The organism is Streptomyces sp. NBC_01176 (assembly GCF_045039825.1).
Lineage (GTDB): Bacteria > Actinomycetota > Actinomycetes > Streptomycetales > Streptomycetaceae > Streptomyces.
The window spans coordinates 7,278,793-7,298,953 of sequence record NZ_CP108600.1 but is presented as its reverse complement, the minus strand read 5'-3'; the positions used below and the strand labels follow the sequence as shown (position 1 = coordinate 7,298,953).

At 73.9% G+C, this 20,161-nt stretch carries 16 protein-coding genes and 1 riboswitch; of the genes, 15 read left to right on the top strand and 1 reads right to left on the bottom strand.

Features of this window, described 5'->3' with window-relative positions; all coding sequences use genetic code 11:
• Nucleotides 1–11: 11 nt before the first annotated feature.
• The 9 genes from OG199_RS31595 to cobI all read left to right on the top strand — a co-directional run bounded on the left by OG199_RS31595 (nucleotide 12) and on the right by cobI (nucleotide 12,825).
• Nucleotides 12–1,256: an inorganic phosphate transporter gene (locus tag OG199_RS31595; protein ID WP_356801319.1), complete on the top strand. Its 1,245-nt coding sequence runs from the start codon at nucleotides 12–14 to the stop codon at nucleotides 1,254–1,256.
• Between the two features lie 12 nt (nucleotides 1,257–1,268).
• Nucleotides 1,269–1,493: a hypothetical protein gene (locus OG199_RS31590; protein ID WP_356801321.1), complete on the top strand. Its 225-nt coding sequence runs from the start codon at nucleotides 1,269–1,271 to the stop codon at nucleotides 1,491–1,493.
• A gap of 187 nt (nucleotides 1,494–1,680) precedes the next feature.
• Nucleotides 1,681–1,824: riboswitch (cobalamin riboswitch) on the top strand.
• A 105-nt stretch (nucleotides 1,825–1,929) separates the two neighbouring features.
• Nucleotides 1,930–2,901 carry a cobalamin biosynthesis protein gene (locus OG199_RS31585; protein WP_405832338.1) on the top strand — a complete coding sequence of 324 codons (972 nt, stop codon included), beginning with the start codon at nucleotides 1,930–1,932 and terminating at the stop codon, nucleotides 2,899–2,901.
• Nucleotides 2,898–4,406 carry a cobyric acid synthase gene (locus OG199_RS31580; protein WP_405832336.1) on the top strand — a complete coding sequence of 503 codons (1,509 nt, stop codon included), beginning with the start codon at nucleotides 2,898–2,900 and terminating at the stop codon, nucleotides 4,404–4,406. Before OG199_RS31585 ends, OG199_RS31580 begins: the two co-directional genes overlap by 4 nt.
• A complete protein-coding gene (gene cobN / locus OG199_RS31575) occupies nucleotides 4,403–8,056 on the top strand; it encodes a cobaltochelatase subunit CobN (RefSeq protein ID WP_405832334.1) in 3,654 nt (1,217 codons plus the stop codon). The genes OG199_RS31580 and cobN overlap by 4 nt, the downstream gene beginning before the upstream one ends.
• Complete coding sequence (locus OG199_RS31570; protein WP_405832332.1) at nucleotides 8,053–10,080, top strand: putative cobaltochelatase; 2,028 nt, start codon at nucleotides 8,053–8,055, stop codon at nucleotides 10,078–10,080. The genes cobN and OG199_RS31570 overlap by 4 nt, the downstream gene beginning before the upstream one ends.
• Complete coding sequence (cobO, locus tag OG199_RS31565) at nucleotides 10,080–10,679, top strand: cob(I)yrinic acid a,c-diamide adenosyltransferase (RefSeq protein WP_266698192.1); 600 nt, start codon at nucleotides 10,080–10,082, stop codon at nucleotides 10,677–10,679. The genes OG199_RS31570 and cobO overlap by 1 nt, the downstream gene beginning before the upstream one ends.
• The gene (locus OG199_RS31560) at nucleotides 10,673–12,097 is read left to right on the top strand and encodes a cobyrinate a,c-diamide synthase (RefSeq protein ID WP_405832330.1); all 1,425 of its coding nucleotides are present in this window, start codon (nucleotides 10,673–10,675) and stop codon (nucleotides 12,095–12,097) included. The genes cobO and OG199_RS31560 overlap by 7 nt, the downstream gene beginning before the upstream one ends.
• Entirely contained in the window at nucleotides 12,094–12,825 is a 732-nt protein-coding gene (gene cobI, locus OG199_RS31555; RefSeq protein ID WP_356803726.1) for a precorrin-2 C(20)-methyltransferase, read from the top strand. The genes OG199_RS31560 and cobI overlap by 4 nt, the downstream gene beginning before the upstream one ends.
• An 11-nt stretch (nucleotides 12,826–12,836) precedes the next feature.
• On the opposite strand, the gene OG199_RS31550 is transcribed toward cobI, so the two are convergent.
• Nucleotides 12,837–13,571 (bottom strand): ZIP family metal transporter, encoded by a 735-nt coding sequence (locus OG199_RS31550; RefSeq protein ID WP_356803727.1) that lies wholly within the window; start codon nucleotides 13,569–13,571, stop codon nucleotides 12,837–12,839.
• A 118-nt stretch (nucleotides 13,572–13,689) separates the two neighbouring features.
• On the opposite strand from OG199_RS31550, the gene cobM reads away from it, so the two are divergent.
• From cobM to cobC, 6 genes are read left to right on the top strand one after another with little or no spacing between them, the layout of a single operon-like run.
• Nucleotides 13,690–14,514: a precorrin-4 C(11)-methyltransferase gene (gene cobM, locus OG199_RS31545; protein ID WP_356803728.1), complete on the top strand. Its 825-nt coding sequence runs from the start codon at nucleotides 13,690–13,692 to the stop codon at nucleotides 14,512–14,514.
• A complete protein-coding gene (gene cbiE, locus OG199_RS31540; protein ID WP_405832327.1) occupies nucleotides 14,511–15,812 on the top strand; it encodes a precorrin-6y C5,15-methyltransferase (decarboxylating) subunit CbiE in 1,302 nt (433 codons plus the stop codon). The genes cobM and cbiE overlap by 4 nt, the downstream gene beginning before the upstream one ends.
• The gene (gene cobJ / locus OG199_RS31535) at nucleotides 15,809–17,518 is read left to right on the top strand and encodes a precorrin-3B C(17)-methyltransferase (RefSeq protein WP_405832326.1); all 1,710 of its coding nucleotides are present in this window, start codon (nucleotides 15,809–15,811) and stop codon (nucleotides 17,516–17,518) included. The genes cbiE and cobJ overlap by 4 nt, the downstream gene beginning before the upstream one ends.
• Nucleotides 17,515–18,117: a precorrin-8X methylmutase gene (locus tag OG199_RS31530; RefSeq protein ID WP_405832324.1), complete on the top strand. Its 603-nt coding sequence runs from the start codon at nucleotides 17,515–17,517 to the stop codon at nucleotides 18,115–18,117. The genes cobJ and OG199_RS31530 overlap by 4 nt, the downstream gene beginning before the upstream one ends.
• The gene (locus tag OG199_RS31525; RefSeq protein WP_401809664.1) at nucleotides 18,114–19,058 is read left to right on the top strand and encodes a sirohydrochlorin chelatase; all 945 of its coding nucleotides are present in this window, start codon (nucleotides 18,114–18,116) and stop codon (nucleotides 19,056–19,058) included. Before OG199_RS31530 ends, OG199_RS31525 begins: the two co-directional genes overlap by 4 nt.
• Nucleotides 19,048–20,154 (top strand): Rv2231c family pyridoxal phosphate-dependent protein CobC, encoded by a 1,107-nt coding sequence (gene cobC / locus OG199_RS31520; protein ID WP_405832322.1) that lies wholly within the window; start codon nucleotides 19,048–19,050, stop codon nucleotides 20,152–20,154. Before OG199_RS31525 ends, cobC begins: the two co-directional genes overlap by 11 nt.
• Nucleotides 20,155–20,161: the final 7 nt, after the last annotated feature.

Below are 20,161 nucleotides of genomic sequence, written 5' to 3'. Positions count from 1 at the left end.
AGCCTGGGTAAATGGAACACATCACGCTCCTCCTCGGAATCGTGATCGTCACCGCTCTCGTGTTCGATTTCACGAACGGTTTCCACGACACTGCCAACGCGATGGCGACGACCATCTCGACCGGCGCTCTGAAGCCCAAGACGGCGGTGGCCATGTCCGCCGTGCTGAATCTCGTCGGTGCGTTCCTCTCCGTGGAGGTCGCCAAGACGATCTCCGGCGGTCTCATCAACGAAGAGGGCATACGCACCGAAGTGATCTTCGCGGCGCTCGTCGGCGCCATCCTCTGGAATCTGCTGACCTGGCTCCTGGGTCTGCCCTCCAGCTCCTCCCACGCACTGTTCGGCGGCCTGATCGGCGCCGCGGTCATGTCGGCCGGCTGGTCGTCGGTGAACGGCTCGACCGTCGTCACCAAGGTGCTGCTCCCCGCGGTCGCCGCGCCCATCGTGGCCGGACTCGCCGCGATGCTCGCCACCCGGCTGACGTACCGGATCGGCGACCGCGCCGACCAGAAGGCGACCGCCAAGGGCTACCGCGCCGGCCAGATCGCCTCGGCCGGCCTGGTCTCGCTGGCGCACGGCACGAACGACGCGCAGAAGACGATGGGCATCATCACCCTCGCCCTGGTCACCGGTGGTGTGATCGCCCCCGGCTCGAACCCTCCCACCTGGGTCATCGTCTCGGCCGGTACCGCCATCGCGCTCGGCACCTACCTGGGCGGCTGGCGCATCATCCGCACGATGGGCAAGGGTCTGACCGACCTCGCGCCGCAGCAGGGCTTCGCCGCCCAGACCAGCGCCGCGACGGCCATCCTGGCCTCCTCGCACATCGGCTTCTCCCTCTCCACCACCCAGGTCTGCTCGGGTGCCGTGATGGGCTCGGGCCTCGGCCGCAAGGGCGGTGTCGTCCGCTGGTCGACCGCGACCCGGATGTTCGTCGCCTGGGGCCTGACCCTGCCGGCCGCCGGTCTGGCCGGTGCCGCCGCCGAGTTCCTGACCAAGCAGGGCACCTGGGGCATCGTGCTCACCGGCGCGCTGCTGGTCGTCGGCGCCGGCGTCATCTGGAGGCTGTCCCGCCGTCAGCCGGTCACCGTCGACAACGTCAACGAGGCCGCCGCCGAGCCGGCCGGCATCGTCACCACCGCGATGGCCGCGGTCACCCCGCCCCCCGCGGGCCCCGTCACCGGAGACCTGTCCGGTGAACTGAAGACCACCATCCCGTCCCCGGACGCGGAGCCCACCCGCCCGGCCACGGTGTAAGGACAGAACAGCATGAACATCGACTGGGCAGCCCTCGGCTCCGTCTTCGGAGTCAGCCTCGTGGTCACCGTGGCCCTCGTCGGCCTCTTCACCCTCGGCATCGTCGGTCTCACCAAGCGCGAGTCCGCGTCCGCCCAGGGCGGTTCGGCCGCTCTCGCGGTCACCGGCGCGTACATCTGCTTCGCCGCGTGCGCGGCGGCGGTGGCGTACGGGATCTTCCTCATCGTCGGCAAGTGACCGCGCACGGGTGACCGTGCCCCGGCAAACAGCCTGAAACGGGCATCACTTCACGTGGGGTGCGGGACGGATCGCCGTCCCGCACCCCACGCGTATGCCGTCCCGCACCCCACGCGCACGTCCACCCCCGCCCCGCGCCATGTGGGCCTTCGCACACTCTCCCCTCGCAGGTCAACGGCAAGTTGACGGGTCCTGCAACCCGTGGTGGACTGCCGGAGCCAAGTACGGCGACAGAAGAGGAAGCCGGTGTGAATCCGGCGCGGTCCCGCCACTGTGACCGGGGAAGGAACTCCCCGGGAGCCAGGAACTCTCACCGCCGGTCTCGTCGAACCAGGGCGCGGACACCCTGAGTGAGGACATATCGCCATGCGCGGCTGCCCGTTGCGGGTCTTGATGAGTACGAGGGTTCCACTTCACCCCACGGCGGGCTGACCCCGTGCGTGCCGATCGCGTCTTCGCGTACGGCGCCGCCACCGGCCTTCTCGGCGACCTGCTGCTCGGCGATCCCCACCGGGGTCATCCGGTCGCCGCGTTCGGGCGGACCGCGGCAGCCGTGGAGCGGATGCTGTGGCGGGACCACCGCGGATGGGGAGCGCTGCACACAGCCGTCTGCGTCGGGGGCGCCGGCGCGCTCGCCGCGCTCGCGAGCCGTTGCGTACGTCGTTCCCGTCCCGCCTCCATCGCCCTGACCGCCGCGGCCACTTGGGCCGTCCTCGGGGGCACCTCCCTCGGGCGCGAGGCGCGGGCCATCGGGGCCGCGCTCGACGCCGGTGACGTCGGGGCCGCCCGCGCGCGGCTGCCGCACCTGTGCGGACGCGACCCCCAGGCACTGGACCGCGACGGCATCGCGCGCGCCGTCGTCGAGTCCGTCGCCGAGAACACCTCCGACGCCGTGGTGGGCGCCCTGGTGTGGGGAGCGGTCGGCGGTGTGCCCGCACTGGTCGCGTTCCGCGCCGTGAACACGCTCGACGCCATGGTCGGGCACAGATCCGCCAGGTACCTGCGCTACGGCTGGGCCTCCGCCCGCCTCGACGACGTCGCGGGCTGGCCGGGAGCACGGCTGACCGCGGCGCTCGCCACCGTCGCCGGCGACGACCCGCGCGGGGCGGCGCGCGCCTGGCGCACCGACGCCCGCCGGCACCCGAGCCCCAACGCCGGGCCCGTGGAGGCCTCGTTCGCCGGATCGCTCGGGGTGCGGCTCGGCGGGACCCTCTCGTACGCCGGCCGCGTCGAGCACCGGCCCGTCCTCAACGACGGTGGGCGTGCCGTGCGCGTCGGCGACATCGAACGGGCCGTACGGCTGTCGCGGCGCGTCGGCTGGCTCGCCCTCGGCGTGAGCGCCGCGGGACGACTGCTGGCCGGACGGCTGCTCACCAAGGGACCTCTCACGAAGGGGCGTACGACATGAGTGGCGGTCTCCTCGTCGCCGGGACCACCTCCGACGCCGGCAAGAGCGTCGTGACCGCCGGGATCTGCCGGTGGCTGGTGCGGCAGGGCGTCAAGGTCGCGCCCTTCAAGGCGCAGAACATGTCCCTGAACTCCTTCGTGACCCGCGAGGGCGCGGAGATCGGGCGCGCGCAGGCCATGCAGGCGCAGGCCGCCCAGGTGGAACCGACCGCGCTCATGAACCCCGTCCTGCTCAAGCCGGGCAGCGACCGGAGCAGTCAGGTCGTGCTCATGGGCAGGCCGGTGGGCGAGATGAGCGCCCGCGGCTACCACGGCGGCCGGCAGCAACAGCTCCTGGGCACCGTGCTGGACTGCCTCGCCGAGTTGCGGGGCACGTATGACGCGGTGATCTGTGAGGGGGCCGGCAGTCCTGCCGAGATCAATCTGCGGCGCACCGACATCGTGAACATGGGGATCGCGCGCAACGCGCGGCTGCCCGTGCTCGTCGTCGGCGACATCGACCGCGGAGGCGTGTTCGCCTCGTTCTTCGGGACGGTCGCGCTGCTGTCCCGCGAGGACCAGGAGTTCGTCGCCGGGTTCCTGGTCAACAAGTTCCGTGGCGACGTGTCCCTGCTGGAACCCGGGCTCGACATGTTGAAGGACCTCACCGGACGCCGTACGTACGGAGTCCTGCCCTTCCGGCACGGCCTCGGGATCGACGAGGAGGACGGCCTGCGTGTGTCGCTGCGCGGTGCCGTGCGGGAGTCGGCGGTCGCCGAACCCGCCGGCGAGGACGTCCTGCGCGTCGCCGTCTGCGCGGTCCCGCTGATGTCCAACTTCACGGACGTGGACGCGCTGGCCGCCGAACCCGGCGTCGTCGTGCGGTTCGTGGACCGGGCCGCGGAACTGGCCGACGCCGACCTGGTCGTCGTGCCCGGGACCCGGGGCACCGTGAAGGCGCTGGCGTGGCTGCGCGAGCGGGGCCTCGCGGACGCGCTCGCCCGGCGGGCCGCCGAGGGCCGCCCGGTGCTGGGGATCTGCGGCGGCTTCCAGCTCCTCGGGGACCACATCGAGGACGAGGTCGAGTCGCGGGCCGGCCAGGTCGACGGGCTCGGACTCCTCCCCGTCCGCGTGCGGTTCGCGCGCGAGAAGACCCTCGGCCGCCCGGCCGGCGAGGCGCTCGGCGAACACGTCGAGGGGTACGAGATCCATCACGGCGTCGCCGAAGTGACCGGTGGCGAGCCCTTCTTGGACGGGTGCCGCGTGGGTGCCGTCTGGGGCACCCACTGGCACGGCTCGCTGGAGTCGGACGGCTTCCGGCGTGCCTTTCTGCGCGAGGTGGCGGCCGCCGCGGGCCGCCGCTTCGTACCGGCCGCCGACACGTCGTTCGGGGCGCTGCGCGAGGAGCAGCTCGACCGGCTCGGCGATCTGATCGAGGAACACGCGGACACGGACGCGCTGTGGCGGCTCATCGAGTCGGGCGCGCCGCAAGGACTGCCTTTCATTCCACCGGGAGCGCCCGCATGAGCACAGTGTTGTTGTTGTCGACCGCCGACACCGATCTGCTGGCGGCCCGGGCCTCCGGCGCCTCGTACCGGATCGGCAACCCGACCCGGGTGGAGGTGGGCGAGGAGCTCCCCCGGCTCGTCGAGGGCGCGGACGTCGCCGTCGTCCGGCTGCTGGGCGGCAAGCGTGCCTGGGAGGACGGGCTCGCCGTCCTCAAGGCGTCCGCTGTCCCGACCGTCCTCCTCGGCGGCGAGACCGTCCCCGACGCCGAGCTGATGGCCGAGTCGTCGGTGCCGGCCGGTGTGGTGGCCGAGGCGCTGCGCTATCTGGTCGAGGGCGGTCCCGAGAACCTCACCGAGCTGGCCCGGTTCCTCTCCGACACCGTGCTGCTCACCGGCGAGGGCTTCGAGGAGCCGCGCAGGATGCCCGAGTACGGCGTCCACGGCGAGCGCCCCTTCGTCGAGGGCCGCCCGACCGTCGGTGTGCTCTTCTACCGCGCCCACCAACTGGCCGGCAACACGGCCTTCGTCGACACGCTGTGCGACGCGGTCGAGGCACGCGGCGCCAACGCCCTTGCCGTGTACTGCGGTTCACTGCGCGGCGCCGACAGCGGCCTGTACGAGATCCTCGGCAGAGCCGACACGCTGGTCGCCACCGTGCTCGCGGCGGGCGGCACGCACGCCTCGGAGGCGTCCGCGGGCGGCGACGACGAGGCCTGGGACATCGGCGCGCTCGCCGACCTCGACGTCCCCGTGCTGCAAGGGCTCTGCCTGACCTCGTCGAAGCGGGCCTGGGAGGAGTCGGACGCCGCCCTCTCCCCCATGGACGCGGCGATGCAGGTCGCCATCCCTGAGTTCGACGGGCGGCTCATCACCGTGCCGTTCTCCTTCAAGGAACAGGGCCCCGACGAGGTCCCGGTGTACGTGGCCGATCCCGAGCGGTCCGCGCGCGTCGCCGGAATCGCCGTACGGCACGCGCGGTTGAGGCACAAGCCGAACGCGGAGAAGAAGCTCGCGCTCGTCTTCACCGCGTACCCGACCAAGCACTCACGGGTCGGCAACGCGGTGGGCCTCGACACACCCGCCTCGGCCGTACGGGTGCTGGACGCGCTGCGGGACGCCGGGTACACCCTCACCGACTACCCCGACAACGGCGACGAGTTGATCCACCGTCTCATCGCCGCCGGTGGCCATGACGTCGAATGGCTCACGGAGGAGCAGCTGGCCGCCGCACCGGCGCGGGTGCCGCTCGCCGACTACCGCGCGTGGTTCGACCGGCTCGACCCCGGGCTTCGGGGCGGCATGCTGGAGGCGTGGGGCGAGCCGCCGGGCAACCTGTACGTGGACGGCGACGACATCGTGCTGGCGTCCCTGCGGTTCGGGAACGTCGTCGTGATGATCCAGCCGCCCCGCGGCTTCGGCGAGAACCCGATCGCGATCTACCACGACCCGGACATGCCGCCGTCGCACCACTACATGGCGGCCTACCGCTGGCTGGAGAACAGTTTCGGCGCGGACGCCGTCGTGCACATGGGCAAGCACGGCACGATGGAGTGGCTGCCCGGCAAGGGACTCGGGCTCAGCGGCGGCTGCGCGCCCGACGCGGTGCTCGGTGAACTCCCGCTCGTCTACCCCTTCATCGTCAACGACCCGGGCGAGGGCACCCAGGCCAAGCGGCGCGGGCACGCCACCGTCGTCGACCACCTGGTGCCGCCGATGGCGCGCGCCGACACCTACGGCGACCTCGCGAAGCTGGAGCAGCTCCTCGACGAGTACGCCCTCGTCTCCGACCTGGACCCGACGAAGGCCCCGGCGGTCCGCGCGCAGATCTGGACCCTCGTCAAGGCGGCCGAGCTCCACCACGACCTGCACGTCGACGACCAGCCGGACGACGGCGACTTCGACGCGTTCGTGATGCACATCGACGGCTATCTCTGCGAGATCAAGGACGTGCAGATCAGGGACGGTCTGCACATCCTGGGCGGCGGCCCGGAGGCCGAGCCGCGCGTCAACCTGGTCCTGGCCGTGCTGCGCGCCTCCCAGGTGTGGGGCGGCGCCGCCAACGCGCTGCCGGGTCTGCGGGCCGCTCTCGCCGAACACTTCGGCCTGTCCGAGAAGGAGTTGCTGGGCGAGCCCGGGGCGCCGGTGAAGGTTCCGGCGGAACTGACGGACCTCGTCGGGGGCCCGGCACGGACGGGCGCCGACGCGATCGACCTGCTGGAGCAGCTGTGCCGCCGCGCGGCCGAGGGCATGGAGGAACGCGGCTGGGACGGCGCGGCCGTGCCCGCCCTGGTGCGCGAGGTGCTGGGCACCGAACTCCCGGACGCCGTCGCGGTGCTGAAGTTCGCCTGTCGCGAGGTCGTGCCGCGTCTGGCCCGGACGACGGACGAGATCACCCACATCCTGCGGGCCCTGGACGGCGGTTACGTCCCGGCCGGTCCGTCGGGCTCGCCGACCCGCGGGCTGGTGAACGTCCTGCCGACCGGCCGCAACTTCTACTCGGTCGACCCCAAGGCGATTCCTTCCAGGCTCAGTTGGGAGGTCGGGCAGTCGCTCGCCGACTCGCTGGTGCAGCGGTATCTGCAGGACACCGGCGCGTACCCGAAGTCCGTCGGTCTGACGGTCTGGGGCACGTCCGCGATGCGCACCCAGGGCGACGACATCGCGGAGATCCTGGCGCTGCTGGGCTGCCGCCCGGTCTGGGACGACGCCTCGCGCCGGGTGACCGGTTTCGAGATCGTCTCCGCCGAGGAGCTGGGCCGCCCGCGGATCGACGTCACGGTGCGCATCTCCGGCTTCTTCCGGGACGCGTTCCCGCACGTGGTCGGCCTCATCGACGACGCGGTGCGGGCGGTGGCGGACCTGGACGAGCCGGCCGACCTCAACTACGTCCGCGCGCACGCCGACGAGGACACCGCCGAGCACGGCGACCGGCGGCGCGCCACCTCGCGCATCTTCGGCTCCAAGCCTGGTGCCTACGGGGCCGGTCTGCTGCCGCTGATCGACGCCCGCAACTGGCGCTCCGACGCGGACCTCGCCGAGGTGTACGCGGTGTGGGGCGGCTACGCCTACGGGCGCGGCCTGGACGGCCGGGCGGCGCGCGGCGACATGGAGACCGCGTTCCGGCGCATCGCCGTGGCGGCGAAGAACGTCGACACCCGCGAGCACGACCTCGTCGACGCCGACGACTACTTCCAGTACCACGGCGGCATGGTGGCCATGGTGCGCCATCTGACGGGCGCGAGCCCGGAGGCGTACGTCGGCGACTCGGCCGTGCCCGACCAGGTGAGGACCCGCACCCTCGGGGAGGAGACGCACCGTGTCTTCCGCGCCCGGGTGGTCAACCCGCGCTGGATGGCGGCGATGCGCCGGCACGGCTACAAGGGGGCCTTCGAGATGGCGGCGACCGTCGACTACCTCTTCGGCTACGACGCCACGGCCGGGGTCGTGGACGACTGGATGTACGAGAAGCTCAGCGCGGAGTACGTCTTCGACGCGGAGAACCAGGACTTCATGAAGAAGTCCAACCCATGGGCGCTGCGCGGGATCACCGAACGGCTCCTGGAGGCCGCCGACCGGGGGCTGTGGGCCGAGCCGGACGCGGACACCCTGGAGCGGCTGCGCGCCACCTATCTGGAGCTCGAAGGCGACTTGGAGGGCGACGACCAGTGAGTACCCCGTTCCCGTTCACGGCCGTGGTCGGCCAGGACGACCTGCGGCTCGCGCTGCTGCTGAACGCCGTCTCACCGGCGGTGGGCGGTGTGCTGGTCCGCGGTGAGAAGGGCACCGCCAAGTCCACGGCCGTGCGCGCGCTCTCCGTGCTCATGCCGGAGGTGGACGTCGTCGCCGGGTGCCGTTTCTCGTGCGATCCGGACGCGCCGGACCCCGCGTGCCCGGACGGGCCGCACGACGGCGGCCCGTACGTGTCGCGTGCGGCCCGTACGGTCGAGCTGCCCGTCGGTGCCTCCGAGGACCGGCTCGTCGGCGCGCTCGACATCGAGCGGGCGCTCGCGGAGGGCGTGAAGGCCTTCGAGCCGGGCCTGCTGGCCGACGCGCACCGCGGGATCCTGTACGTGGACGAGGTCAACCTCCTCCACGACCACCTGGTCGACCTGCTGCTGGACGCGGCGGCGATGGGTGCCTCGTACGTCGAGCGGGAGGGCGTCTCCGTACGGCACGCGGCCCGCTTCCTGCTCGTCGGCACCATGAACCCCGAAGAGGGCGAGCTGCGGCCGCAGTTGCTCGACCGGTTCGGGCTGACCGTCGAGGTCGCGGCCTCCCGGGAGCCCGACCAGCGGGTCGAGGTCGTCCGGCGCAGGCTCGCCTACGACGACGACCCGGACGGTTTCGCCGCGCGGTGGGCCGACGAGGAGTCCGCGGTACGGGCCCGGATCGCGGCGGCGCGCGGGCTGTTGCCGTCGGTGCGGCTCGGCGACGCGGCGCTGCGGCAGATCGCGGCGACCTGTGCCGCGTTCGAGGTGGACGGCATGCGGGCCGACATCGTGATGGCCCGGACCGCGACCGCGCTGGCCGCCTGGGCGGGGCGCACCGAGGTGCTGCCCGAGGACGTGCGGCAGGCGGCGCTGCTCGCGCTGCCGCACCGGCGCCGGCGCAACCCCTTCGACGCTCCGGGGCTCGACGAGGACAAACTCGACGAGACGCTGGAGGAGTTCGGCGGTTCCGACGACGATCCGCGACCCGACCCGGACACGGACCCCGACCCCGACCCGGACGGTCCCGGCGGGGGCGGGCAGCCGCCGCAGGACGGGCCGGAGGGCGACGCGCCCACCGGTGACGTCCCGGCGCAGGGCGAGCCCTCGCAGGACGGACGGGCGCCGGGCGCGCAGGGCGCCGGCGAGCAGTCCCCGGTGCGGGCCGCCGAACCCTTTCGCACGAAGGTGCTGAGCGTGCCCGGTCTCGGCGAGGGCGCCGCGGGCCGGCGTTCCCGGGCGCGGACCGAGCACGGCCGGACGACCGGCTCGCGGCGGCCCCGCGGCACGCTCACCAAGCTGCATCTGGCGGCGACCGTGCGGGCGGCGGCGCCGCACCAGCGGGCGCGCGGACGCTCGGGTCCCGGTCTGGTCGTACGCCGGGACGATCTGCGCCAGGCCACCCGTGAGGGGCGGGAGGGCAACCTCGTGCTGTTCGTGGTGGACGCCTCCGGGTCGATGGCGGCGCGGCAGCGGATGGGCGCCGTGAAGGGTGCGGTGCTGTCGCTGCTGCTCGACGCCTACCAGCGGCGGGACAAGGTGGGCCTGGTGACCTTCCGCGGCTCCGCCGCCGAGGTCGCGCTGCCGCCCACCTCCTCGGTGGACGCGGCCGCCGCGCGGCTGGAGTCACTGCCCACGGGCGGCCGGACGCCGCTCGCGGCCGGGCTGCTGCGCGCGCACGAGGTGCTGCGGATCGAGCGGCTGCGGGACGCGGCGCGCCGGCCCCTGGTCGTCGTGGTGACCGACGGACGGGCCACGGGCGGCCCCGAACCGGTCGCGCTCGCGGGGCGCGCGGCGCGGCTGTTCGCGGCCGGGCAGCTCGCCTCCGTGGTCGTCGACTGCGAGGCGGGGCCGGTACGGCTCGGGCTCGCGGGGCGGCTCGCGGACGAACTGGGCGGGACGGCGGTGACGCTGGACGAGCTGCGCGCCGATTCCATCGCCGGGCTCGTGCGGGACGTGCAGGGAACTTCGAGGAGGGCCGCGTAATGCCGCAGGGGCAGCCGAGTGTCGTACCGGACGACGGACTGACGACTCGTCAGCGGCGCAACCGGCCGCTGCTCGTGGTGCACACGGGCGTGGGCAAGGGGAAGTCCACCGCCGCCTTCGGGCTCGCGCTGCGCGCCTGGAACCAGGGGTGGCCCATCGGGGTGTTCCAGTTCGTCAAGTCGGCGAAGTGGAAGGTCGGCGAGGAGAACGCGCTGCGGGTGCTGGGCGCCAGCGGTGAGGGCGGGTCCGTCGACTGGCACAAGATGGGCGAGGGCTGGTCCTGGGTGCAGCGCGACTCTCAGATGGACAACGAGGAGAAGGCCCGCGAGGGCTGGGAGCAGGTCAAGCGGGACCTCGCGGCCGAGACGTACCGGCTGTACGTCCTCGACGAGTTCGCCTACCCCATGCACTGGGGGTGGGTGGACGTGGACGAGGTGGTCGCCGTGCTGCGCGAGCGGCCCGGGACCCAGCATGTCGTGATCACCGGACGCAACGCCCCCGAGAAGCTGGTCGGGGCCGCCGATCTCGTCACCGACATGTCGAAGGTCAAGCATCCGATGGACGCCGGCCAGAAGGGCCAGAGGGGCATCGAGTGGTGACGTCCGTCCCCCGGCTGGTCATCGCCGCGCCCTCCTCGGGCAGCGGCAAGACCACCGTCGCCACGGGGTTGATGGCGGCCTTCGCCGCGCGGGGGCTCGCCGTGTCCCCGCACAAGGTGGGGCCCGACTACATCGACCCCGGGTACCACGCGCTCGCGACCGGGCGTGCGGGGCGGAACCTCGACGCGTACCTGTGCGGCACCGAGTTGATCGCGCCGCTGTTCGCGCACGGGGCGCGGGGGTGCGATCTCGCCGTCGTCGAGGGCGTGATGGGGCTCTACGACGGGGCGGCCGGCCAGGGGGACCTGGCGTCCACGGCGCAGGTGGCGAAGCTGCTGCGGGCGCCGGTGGTGCTGGTGGTCGACGCCTCGTCGCAGTCGCGGTCCGTGGCGGCGCTGGTGCACGGGTTCGCCTCCTGGGATCCCGAGGTGCGGGTCGCGGGGGTGATCCTCAACAAGGTGGGGTCCGACCGGCACGAGGAGATGCTGCGGGAGGCGCTGGACGCGTCGGGGGTGCCGGTGCTCGGCGCCCTGCGGCGTGCACCGCAGGTGGACACGCCTTCCCGGCACCTGGGGCTGGTGCCCGTCGCGGAGCGGCGCGCGGACGCCGTGGACGCCGTGGCGGCGATGGCCGCGCAGGTGCGGCGCGGGTGCGATCTGGACGCGTTGTTCGCGTTGGCGCGTGGTGCGGGTGAGTCGTCCGGTGCGGCGTGGGACGCGGCCGAGGCCGTCGTGTCCGTGTCCCCTCGGACGCCGGACGGGCCGCAGGAGCGGACGCCGGCCGGGACGGGAGAGCGTGGGACAGGCCCGCGTCCGGCACCGCGCGTCGCTGTCGCCGGAGGACCCGCCTTCACCTTCTCCTACGCCGAGCATGCCGAGCTGCTCGTCGCCGCGGGGGCCGAGGTCGTCGTCTTCGACCCCTTGCGGGACGAGCAACTGCCCGAAGGGACCGGCGGGTTGGTCATCGGCGGCGGGTTTCCGGAGGTGTACGCGCCCGAGTTGTCCGCCAACGAGCCGTTGCGCAAGGCCGTGGCCGAGCTGGCGTTCGGCGGGGCGCCCGTCGCCGCCGAGTGTGCCGGACTGCTGTATCTCTCGCGCGAGCTCGACGGACAGCCGATGTGCGGGGTGCTCGACACCACCGCCCGGATGGACGAACGGCTCACCCTGGGCTACCGGGACGCGGTCGCCGTCTCCGACAGCGCCCTCGCCGCGGCCGGTACCCGGATGCGCGGGCACGAGTTCCACCGGACGGTGGTGGAGCCCGGCGCCGGGGCGGCTCCCGCCTGGGGGGTGCGCGCCCCCCGACCGCGCGTCGAGGGTTTCGTACAACAAGGTGTGCACGCGAGTTATCTGCACACGCACTGGGCGTCCGGACCCGGTGTCGCCCGTCGGTTCGTGGAGAGGTGCCTGACGTCATGAGCAGCAAGCTGATCGGGGTCGGCGTCGGCCCCGGAGACCCGGAGCTGGTGACCGTCAAGGGCGTCAACGCGCTGCGTGCCGCCGAGGTCGTCGTGGTGCCCGTCATGGACACCGGGGAACGCGGCCGCGCCGAGGCGACCGTGCTGCACTACGTGCCCGCGGAGAAGGTCCTGCGGATCGTGTTCGCGCTCAACGAGCGGACCGACCGGACGCGCCGCGAGGCCGCCTGGGACGCCGCGGGCACGCGGGTCGCGGAGCTGCTGGCGCGGCACACGACCGTCGCCTTCGCGACCATCGGCGACCCCAACGTGTACTCGACCTTCACCTACCTCGCGCACACCATCGGCGCGCTCGTACCCGGGACGGAGATCGAGACCGTGCCCGGCATCACCGCCATGCAGGACCTCGCCGCCCGCTCGGGGGCCGTGCTCACGGAGGGGACCGAGCCGCTCACCCTGGTACCGGTGACGGCCGGGGCCGCCGTGCTCAAGGACGCCCTGAGCGGTCCCGGCACGGTCGTCGCCTACAAGTTCGGACGGCAGGCGCACGAGGTCGCCCGGGCGCTGCGGGAGACCGGGCGGATCGACGACGCCGTGTGGGGTTCGGCGCTCGGCCTGGAGGACGAGTCCATCCGGCCCGCGGCCGACCTCGACGGCGAGCCGCTGCCGTACCTCTCCACGCTCATCGCGCCCGCCCGGCGGGACGGCGGACGCGGCGGGAAGCTGTGAGCCACGAGAGATCATCCGGTTCCGGCGAGGCCCACCACCAGCCAGATGAACGCCGCGCCGCCGACCGTGAACAGCAGGGTCGAGCGGGCCGGGTGCTCGTGGTGCGCCTCGGGCAGGATCTCGGCGGCGGCGAGGTACAGCAGCACGCCGCCGAAGAGGCCGAGATAGCCGCCGAGCAGGTCCACCGGGATGGTGAAGAAGAGCGTGGAGGCGGCGCCGACGACCGGGGCCGCCGCATCGGCGACCAGCATCGTGATCGCCTTGCGGCGCGCGTTCCCGTACAGGCTGGTGATCGTGTAGGTGTTGAAGCCGTCCGCGAAGTCGTGCGCGACCACCGCGAGGGCGACCGCCAGGCCCATGCCGCCGCCCACCTGGAAGGCGGCGCCGATCGCGACGCCGTCCATGGCGCTGTGGCCGACCATCGCGGCGGCGGCCGTCAGGCCCACCTCCGGCGCCCGGCCGGTGCACTCCTCGCCGCCGTGCGCGGCCTGCCGGGCCGCCAGCAGCCGTTCCACCAGATGGGCGAGGAGGAACCCGGCGACGAACAGCAGCAGCGCGGCCGGTACGCCGAAGACCTCGTCGCCCGCCGTGCGCAGCGCCTCCGGCAGCAGGTCCAGGCCGACCACGCCCAGCATCAGCCCACCGGCCAGACCGAGCACCAGATGACGGCGGTCGGTCACCCGCTGCGCCGTCCAGCCGCCGGCCAGCGTCATCAGGAACGCGCCGAGCGCGACGAGGACCGCCATAGGCCCTTGCTATCCGATCAGGCCCCGGTCTCGCATGTCCAACGGCCGGGAAGCCACCGATCCGGCTACCGAAATCTTTTCGCAGCACCCGAGTTTTCGTAGGAGAGGACCGATTCCCATGGCCGATGCCCCCACCGGCAAGGTGACCTTCGTCGGGGCCGGGCCCGGCGCCGCCGACCTGCTGACCTTCCGCGCCGCGCGCGCGATCGCCGAGGCCGACGTCGTGATCTGGGCGGCCAGCCTGGTGCAGGCCGAGGTCCTCGAACACGCCCGAGAGGGCGCGGAGATCCTGGACTCGGCGACGATGTCCCTGGAGGACGTCGTCGCCGTGTACGAGCGCGCCGCCCGCGAGGGCCTGAAGGTCGCCCGGATCCACTCCGGCGACCCGGCCCTGTGGGGCGGCACGCAGGAGCAGCTCGACCGGTGCGCGGACCTGGACGTCGAGACCGAGATCGTGCCCGGTGTCTCCTCCTTCTCCGCGGTGGCCGCCCTCGCCCGGCGCGAGCTGACCATTCCCGAGATCGCGCAGTCCGTGATCCTCACCCGGCTCGGCGGCGGCAAGACGCCGATGCCGCCCGGCGAGGAGGTGCGGGAGTTCGCCCGGCACGGGACGACCATGGCGCTGTTCCTGTCGGCGGCCCGCAGCGGACAGTTGGTCCGGGAACTGCTGGAGGGCGGATATCCGACCTCGACGCCGGTCGTGGTCGCGTACCAGGCGACCTGGCCCGAGGAGCTGATCGTCCGGTGCACGATCGGGACCCTGGAGGAGACGGTCAAGGAGCACAAGCTCTGGAAGCACACGCTGTTCCTGGTCGGTCCGGCGCTCGACGCGAGCGGCACCCGCTCGCACCTCTACCACCCCGGTCACTTCCACGGCTTCCGCAGGGCCGACCCGCGGGCCCGCGCGGAGCTGCGTGCGGCGCGGCGCGGCAGTACGTCGTGATCACCGTCGTCGGTACGGGCACGGGGGCGCCGCTGCCACCGGACGCCGAGGCCGCCGTGGCGGGGGCCGACCTGGTCGTGGGGGCCCGGCGCCATCTGGCGGCCGCGCGGCTGCCGGCGGGCGCCGAACAGGTCGTCCTCGGACCGCTCGCCCCCGCCCTCGACGCCGTCGAGCGGTACGTGGCGAAGACGGAGCACGACGACCAGGAAGAAGGCGCGGAGGGCACGGAGGGGGCGCGGGGCGGCCGGGTCGTCGTGCTCGCCTCCGGCGATCCCGGGTTCTTCGGGATCGTGCGGGCACTGGCCGAACGGTTCGGGCCGGAGCGGCTGGACGTCCGGCCCGGTGTCTCGTCGGTCGCGACCGCCTTCGCGCGGCTCGGGCTGCCCTGGGACGACGCGGTGGTGGTGAGCGCCCACGGGCGTGACCTGCGCACCGCCGTACACGTCTGCCGGTCCCACCCGAAGGTGGCCGTGCTGACCGGACCCGGTTCCGGTCCCGCCGAACTCGGCGCCGCCCTCGCCCACCGTTCCGACGGGCGCGTCCTCGTCGTGGCGAGCGCCCTCGGCGATCCCGCGCGCGAACGCGTGGAGCGGGTCACGCCCGCCGAGGCCGCGGCCCGCGACTGGGGTACGGCGGTCAGCGTCGTCCTGTGCCTGGACGGGTCGCGTGTCCTCGCTCCCGTGCGGACGGTCGCCGGGCCGGTCGCCGGGCCCGACCGGTGGGCCCTGGACGAGAGCGAGTTCGCCCACCGCGACTCGATGATCAGCAAGTTCGAGGTACGGGCGCTCGCGCTGGCCCGGATCGGGCCACGCCTCGGTGATCTGGTCTGGGACGTCGGCTCGGGCTCCGGGTCCGTCGCCGTCGAGTGCGCGCGGTTCGGTGCCGCCGTCACCGCGATCGAGAAGACGCGGGACGGCTGCGACCGGATCCGCGCCAACGCCGGGGCGCACGGGGTCGAGGTGCGGGTCGTGCACGGGGCGGCGCCCACCGTGCTGTCCCATCTGGACGATCCGGACGCCGTCTTCATCGGCGGTGGAGGGCGGGAGCTGCCCGCCATCGTGACGGCCTGCGCGCGGCGCGCCCGGCGGGCCGTCGTCGTCGCCATGGCCGCGCTGGACCGGGTGCCGGCGGCCCGGGACGCGCTCGACGCCGCCGGGTTCGCCTGCGACGGCGTGCTCCTGCAGTCCTCCCGGCTCGCGCCGCTGCCGGGGAACGTCACCCGGCTCGCGGCCACCAATCCCGTCTTCCTGCTGTGGGGCGTCCGGCCCCCGGCCCGTACCGAAGGAGTCCCCCAGTGATCGGCCTGATTTCCGCCACGGCGGCGGGCGCGGCTGCCCGTGACCGGCTGGCCGCCGCCTGGCCCGCTCGTACCCGCGTGTACGACGGGTCGGGCGGGGACGCCGGGTCCGTCGGGGACGCCGTGCGGCGCGCCTTCGGGGAGTGCGACCAGTTGGTGTGCTTCCTCGCCACGGGCGCGGTGGTGCGGCTGATCGCACCGCTGCTGGGCGACAAGACGACCGACCCCGGGGTCGTGTGTGTCGACGAGGCCGGGCGGTTCGCCGTGTCCCTCGTCGGCGGGCACGGCGGTGGGGCGAACGACCTGGCGCGCGAGGTCGGCGAGTTGCTCGGCGCCGAGCCCGTGGTGACGACGGCGACGGACGCGGTGGGGGTGCCCGGCCTGGACACGCTGGGCCTCCCCGTGGAGGGAGACGTCGCCGGGGTGACCCGGGCCCTGCTGGACGGCGAACCCGTCGGCCTGGACGCCGCGACGGTCTGGCCGCTGCCCGCGCTTCCGTTCGCGGCGGACGGCGCCTACACGGTCCGGGTCACCGACCGGGTCGTCGCGGCCGCCGAGCGTCTGGTGATCCTCCGCCCGCCGTCCCTCGTCGTCGGCGTGGGGGCCTCGAAGGGCGCCCCCGTGGACGAGGTGCTCGGGCTCGTCGAGGACGCCCTGCGGGACGCCGGGCTGTCCGCGCGGTCCGTCGCCGAGCTCGCCACCGTCGACGCCAAGGCCGAGGAGCCCGGCATCGTCGGGGCCGCCGCGCGGCTCGGGGTGCCCTTGGTCACCTACACCGCCGGGGAGTTGGCGACGGTCGACGTGCCGAACCCGTCCGGCGCGCCGCTCGCCGCCGTGGGCACCCCCTCCGTGGCCGAGGCCGCGGCCCTGGTGCGCGGCGGTGAACTCCTGGTCCCCAAGCGGAAGTCGGCGCGGGCCGACGGGCAGCCCGCCATGGCCACCTGTGCGGTCGTACGCCGGTCGGCGCGCGGCCGGCTGGCGGTGGTCGGGCTCGGCCCCGGCGCCCGTGACCTGCTCACCCCCCGGGCCAGGGAGGAGCTGCGGCGGGCCTCGGTGCTCGTCGGGCTCGACCAGTACGTCGACCAGATCCGCGATCTGCTGCGACCCGGCACCCGGATCCTGGAGTCGGGGCTCGGCGCCGAGGAGGAGCGGGCGCGCACGGCGGTGTCCGAGGCCCGGCGCGGGCAGGCCGTCGCGCTGATCGGCAGCGGGGACGCGGGCGTGTACGCGATGGCCTCCCCCGCGCTGGCCGAGGCGTCCGACGACATCGACGTGGTCGGGGTGCCCGGGGTGACCGCCGCGCTCGCGGCGGCGGCGATCCTCGGCGCACCCCTGGGCCACGACCACGTCTCGATCAGCCTCTCCGACCTCCACACCCCGTGGGAGGTCATCGAGCGGCGGGTACGGGCGGCGGCCGAGGCCGATATCGTCGTGACGTTCTACAACCCCCGCAGCCGGGGCCGCGACTGGCAGCTCCCGAAGGCGCTCGCGATCCTCTCCGGGCACCGGGAGCCGACGACGCCGGTGGGCGTCGTCCGCAACGCCTCGCGCCCCGACGAGAGCAGTCGCCTCACCACCCTCGCGGGACTCGATCCCGCGACGGTGGACATGATGACCGTCGTGACCGTGGGCAACACGGCGACCCGCGAGATCGCCGGGCGCATGGTGACGCCCCGCGGCTACCGCTGGCAGGAGGAGCCCAAGTGAGCCAGACCTTCCCGGAGTCCCGGGTCGTCCACCCCATCGAACAGGAGTCCTTCCGGCGACTGCGCGCCCGTCTGGGCACCTCGCACTTCCCGCCGCTGACACGTGCCGTCGTGGAGCGGGTCGTCCACTCCGCGGCGGACCTCGACTACGCGAGCGACCTCGTCACCGACGAGAGCGCCCTGTCCAAGGCTCACATCGCGCTGCACGCCGGGGCACCGGTCGTGGTGGACGTGGAGATGGTCGCGGCGGGCATCACCCGTCGCGACACCGTCTGCCGCCTCAGGGACGCCAAGTCCGGGCCGGGGCTGACCCGTTCGGCCCACGCGATCCGGCTCGCGTACGAGGACGTCGGGCCCGGCGCGCTCTGGGTGATCGGCTGCGCGCCGACCGCCCTGGAGGAACTCCTCACCCTGCACGCCGATCCGGCGCTCGTCATCGGTCTGCCCGTCGGCTTCGTCGGCGCGGCCGAGTCCAAGGCCGCGCTGCGCGAGAGCGGACTGCCCGCTGTCAGCAACGTGTCCGAGAAGGGCGGTTCGGCGGTCGCCGCCGCCGCGCTCAACGCCCTGCTGTACCACCCCGTACCGAAGGAGAATCCGTGACCACCCCGCCCCCCGCCCTGCTCATCGCCGGACACGGCACCCGGGACGAGGCCGGAGCCGAGGCCTTCCGCTCCTTCGTACGGGAGTTGGGCCGCCGCCACCCCGAACTTCCCGTCGCCGGCGGCTTCATCGAACTGTCGCCGCCCCCGCTCGCCGAAGCGGTGGGCGAGCTGGTGGACCAGGGTGTACGCCGGTTCGCCGCCGTCCCGCTGATGCTGGTGTCCGCCGGACACGCCAAGGGCGACATCCCGGCCGCGCTGGCCCGCGAGAAGGAGCGGCACCCCGGGATCTCCTACACGTACGGGCGCCCGCTGGGTCCGCACCCGTCGCTGCTCGCGGTCCTGGAGCGGCGGCTCGACGAGGTCCTCGGCGGCACCGCCCGTACCCCCGCGGACCGGGCCGACGTCACCGTACTGCTCGTCGGGCGGGGCTCCACGGACCCGGACGCCAACGCCGAGGTGCACAAGGCGGCGCGGCTGCTGTGGGAGGGACGCGGGTACGCCGGGGTGGAGACGGCGTTCGTGTCGCTGGCCGCGCCGGACGTGCCGTCGGGCCTGGACCGCTGTGTGCGGCTGGGTGCCCGCCGGATCGTCGTCCTGCCCTACTTCCTCTTCACGGGCATCCTGCCGGAACGGGTGCGGCAGCAGACCGAGGGCTGGGCGGCGGCGCACCCCGATGTCGAGGTGCGCTCGGCCGACGTCATCGGTCCGGAGCCGGAGCTGCTCGACCTGGTCATGGAGCGGTACCGGGAGGCCGTGCGGGGGGACCTGCGGATGAACTGCGACTCCTGCGTCTACCGCGTCGCGCTGCCCGGCTTCGAGGACAAGGTGGGGCTCCCCCAGCAGCCGCACTTCCATCCGGACGACGACGGCCACCACCACGACGGTCACCACGGGCACCACCACGGTGGTCCCGCGCACTCCCCCTCCCATGCGCACTGACGACGCCGGGAACCCCGGGCGCGACGCGAACGCCACCGGGGCGGACGGGCACGATCTGCGGCACCACGGCGACGCCGAGGTGCGGGACGGCGGTCCGGCGCTCACCGACCTCGCGGTGAACGTCCGCGCCGACACGCCTCCGGTGTGGCTGCGGGAGCGGATCGCCGCCTCACTGGGCGGCCTCGCCGCGTATCCGGACGGACGGGCCGCACGGGCCGCGGTGGCGGCGCGGCACGGGCTGCCGGTGGAGCGGGTGCTGCTGACCGCGGGCGCCGCCGAGGCCTTCGTGCTGATCGCCCGTGGCCTGAAGGTCCGTCAGCCTGTCGTGGTGCACCCGCAGTTCACGGAACCGGAGGCGGCTCTGCGGGACGCGGGGCACGCGGTCGACCGGGTGCTGCTGCGCGAGGAGGACGGCTTCCGGCTGGACCCGCGGACGGTACCGGAGGACGCGGACCTCGTCGTGGTCGGGAACCCGACCAACCCGACGTCGGTACTGCACCCCGCCGCGTCGCTGACGGAACTCGCCCGGCCCGGAAGGACGTTGGTCGTCGACGAGGCGTTCATGGACGCGGTGCCGGGGGAACGCGACTCGCTGGCCGGCCGGACGGACGTGCCCGGACTGGTCGTGCTGCGCAGCCTCACGAAGACGTGGGGGCTGGCCGGGCTGCGGATCGGCTACGTCCTCGCCGATCCCGGGACGATCGCGGAGCTGTATCGGGCGCAGCCGCTGTGGCCGGTGTCCACGCCCGCGCTCGCCGCGGCCGAGGCCTGTGTGTCGCCCAGGGCGCTGGCGGAGGCCGGCCACGCCGCCCGGCGGGTCGCCGCGGACCGGGCCCATCTGGTGGCGGGCCTCCGGGAGTTCGAACCCGACGGGTTGCGGGTCGTGGAGCCCGCGGACGGTCCGTTCGTCCTGGTGCGGCTGCCCCGGGCGGGGGCGGTACGGGACCGGTTGCGCGGGCTGGGGTTCGCGGTGCGACGCGGGGACACGTTCCCGGGGCTCGGGGAGGAGTGGCTCCGCCTGGCCGTACGCGACCGGACCACCGTCAACGGGTTCTTGCAGGCGCTGGACCGGGCGATGGCGGCGGCGGGGAGCTGAGACGGGG

Bases quoted from the DNA above. Each gene is read 5' to 3' on its own strand.
- cobI (WP_356803726.1), top strand. From the start codon at position 12,094: ATGAGCAGCAAGCTGATCGGGGTCGGCGTCGGCCCCGGAGACCCGGAG.
- OG199_RS31595 (WP_356801319.1), top strand. From the start codon at position 12: ATGGAACACATCACGCTCCTCCTCGGAATCGTGATCGTCACCGCTCTC.
- cobO (WP_266698192.1), top strand. From the start codon at position 10,080: ATGCCGCAGGGGCAGCCGAGTGTCGTACCGGACGACGGACTGACGACT.
- cobN (WP_405832334.1), top strand. From the start codon at position 4,403: ATGAGCACAGTGTTGTTGTTGTCGACCGCCGACACCGATCTGCTGGCG.
- OG199_RS31550 (WP_356803727.1), bottom strand. From the start codon at position 13,571: ATGGCGGTCCTCGTCGCGCTCGGCGCGTTCCTGATGACGCTGGCCGGC.
- cobC (WP_405832322.1), top strand. From the start codon at position 19,048: ATGCGCACTGACGACGCCGGGAACCCCGGGCGCGACGCGAACGCCACC.
- OG199_RS31580 (WP_405832336.1), top strand. From the start codon at position 2,898: ATGAGTGGCGGTCTCCTCGTCGCCGGGACCACCTCCGACGCCGGCAAG.
- cobM (WP_356803728.1), top strand. From the start codon at position 13,690: ATGGCCGATGCCCCCACCGGCAAGGTGACCTTCGTCGGGGCCGGGCCC.
- OG199_RS31590 (WP_356801321.1), top strand. From the start codon at position 1,269: ATGAACATCGACTGGGCAGCCCTCGGCTCCGTCTTCGGAGTCAGCCTC.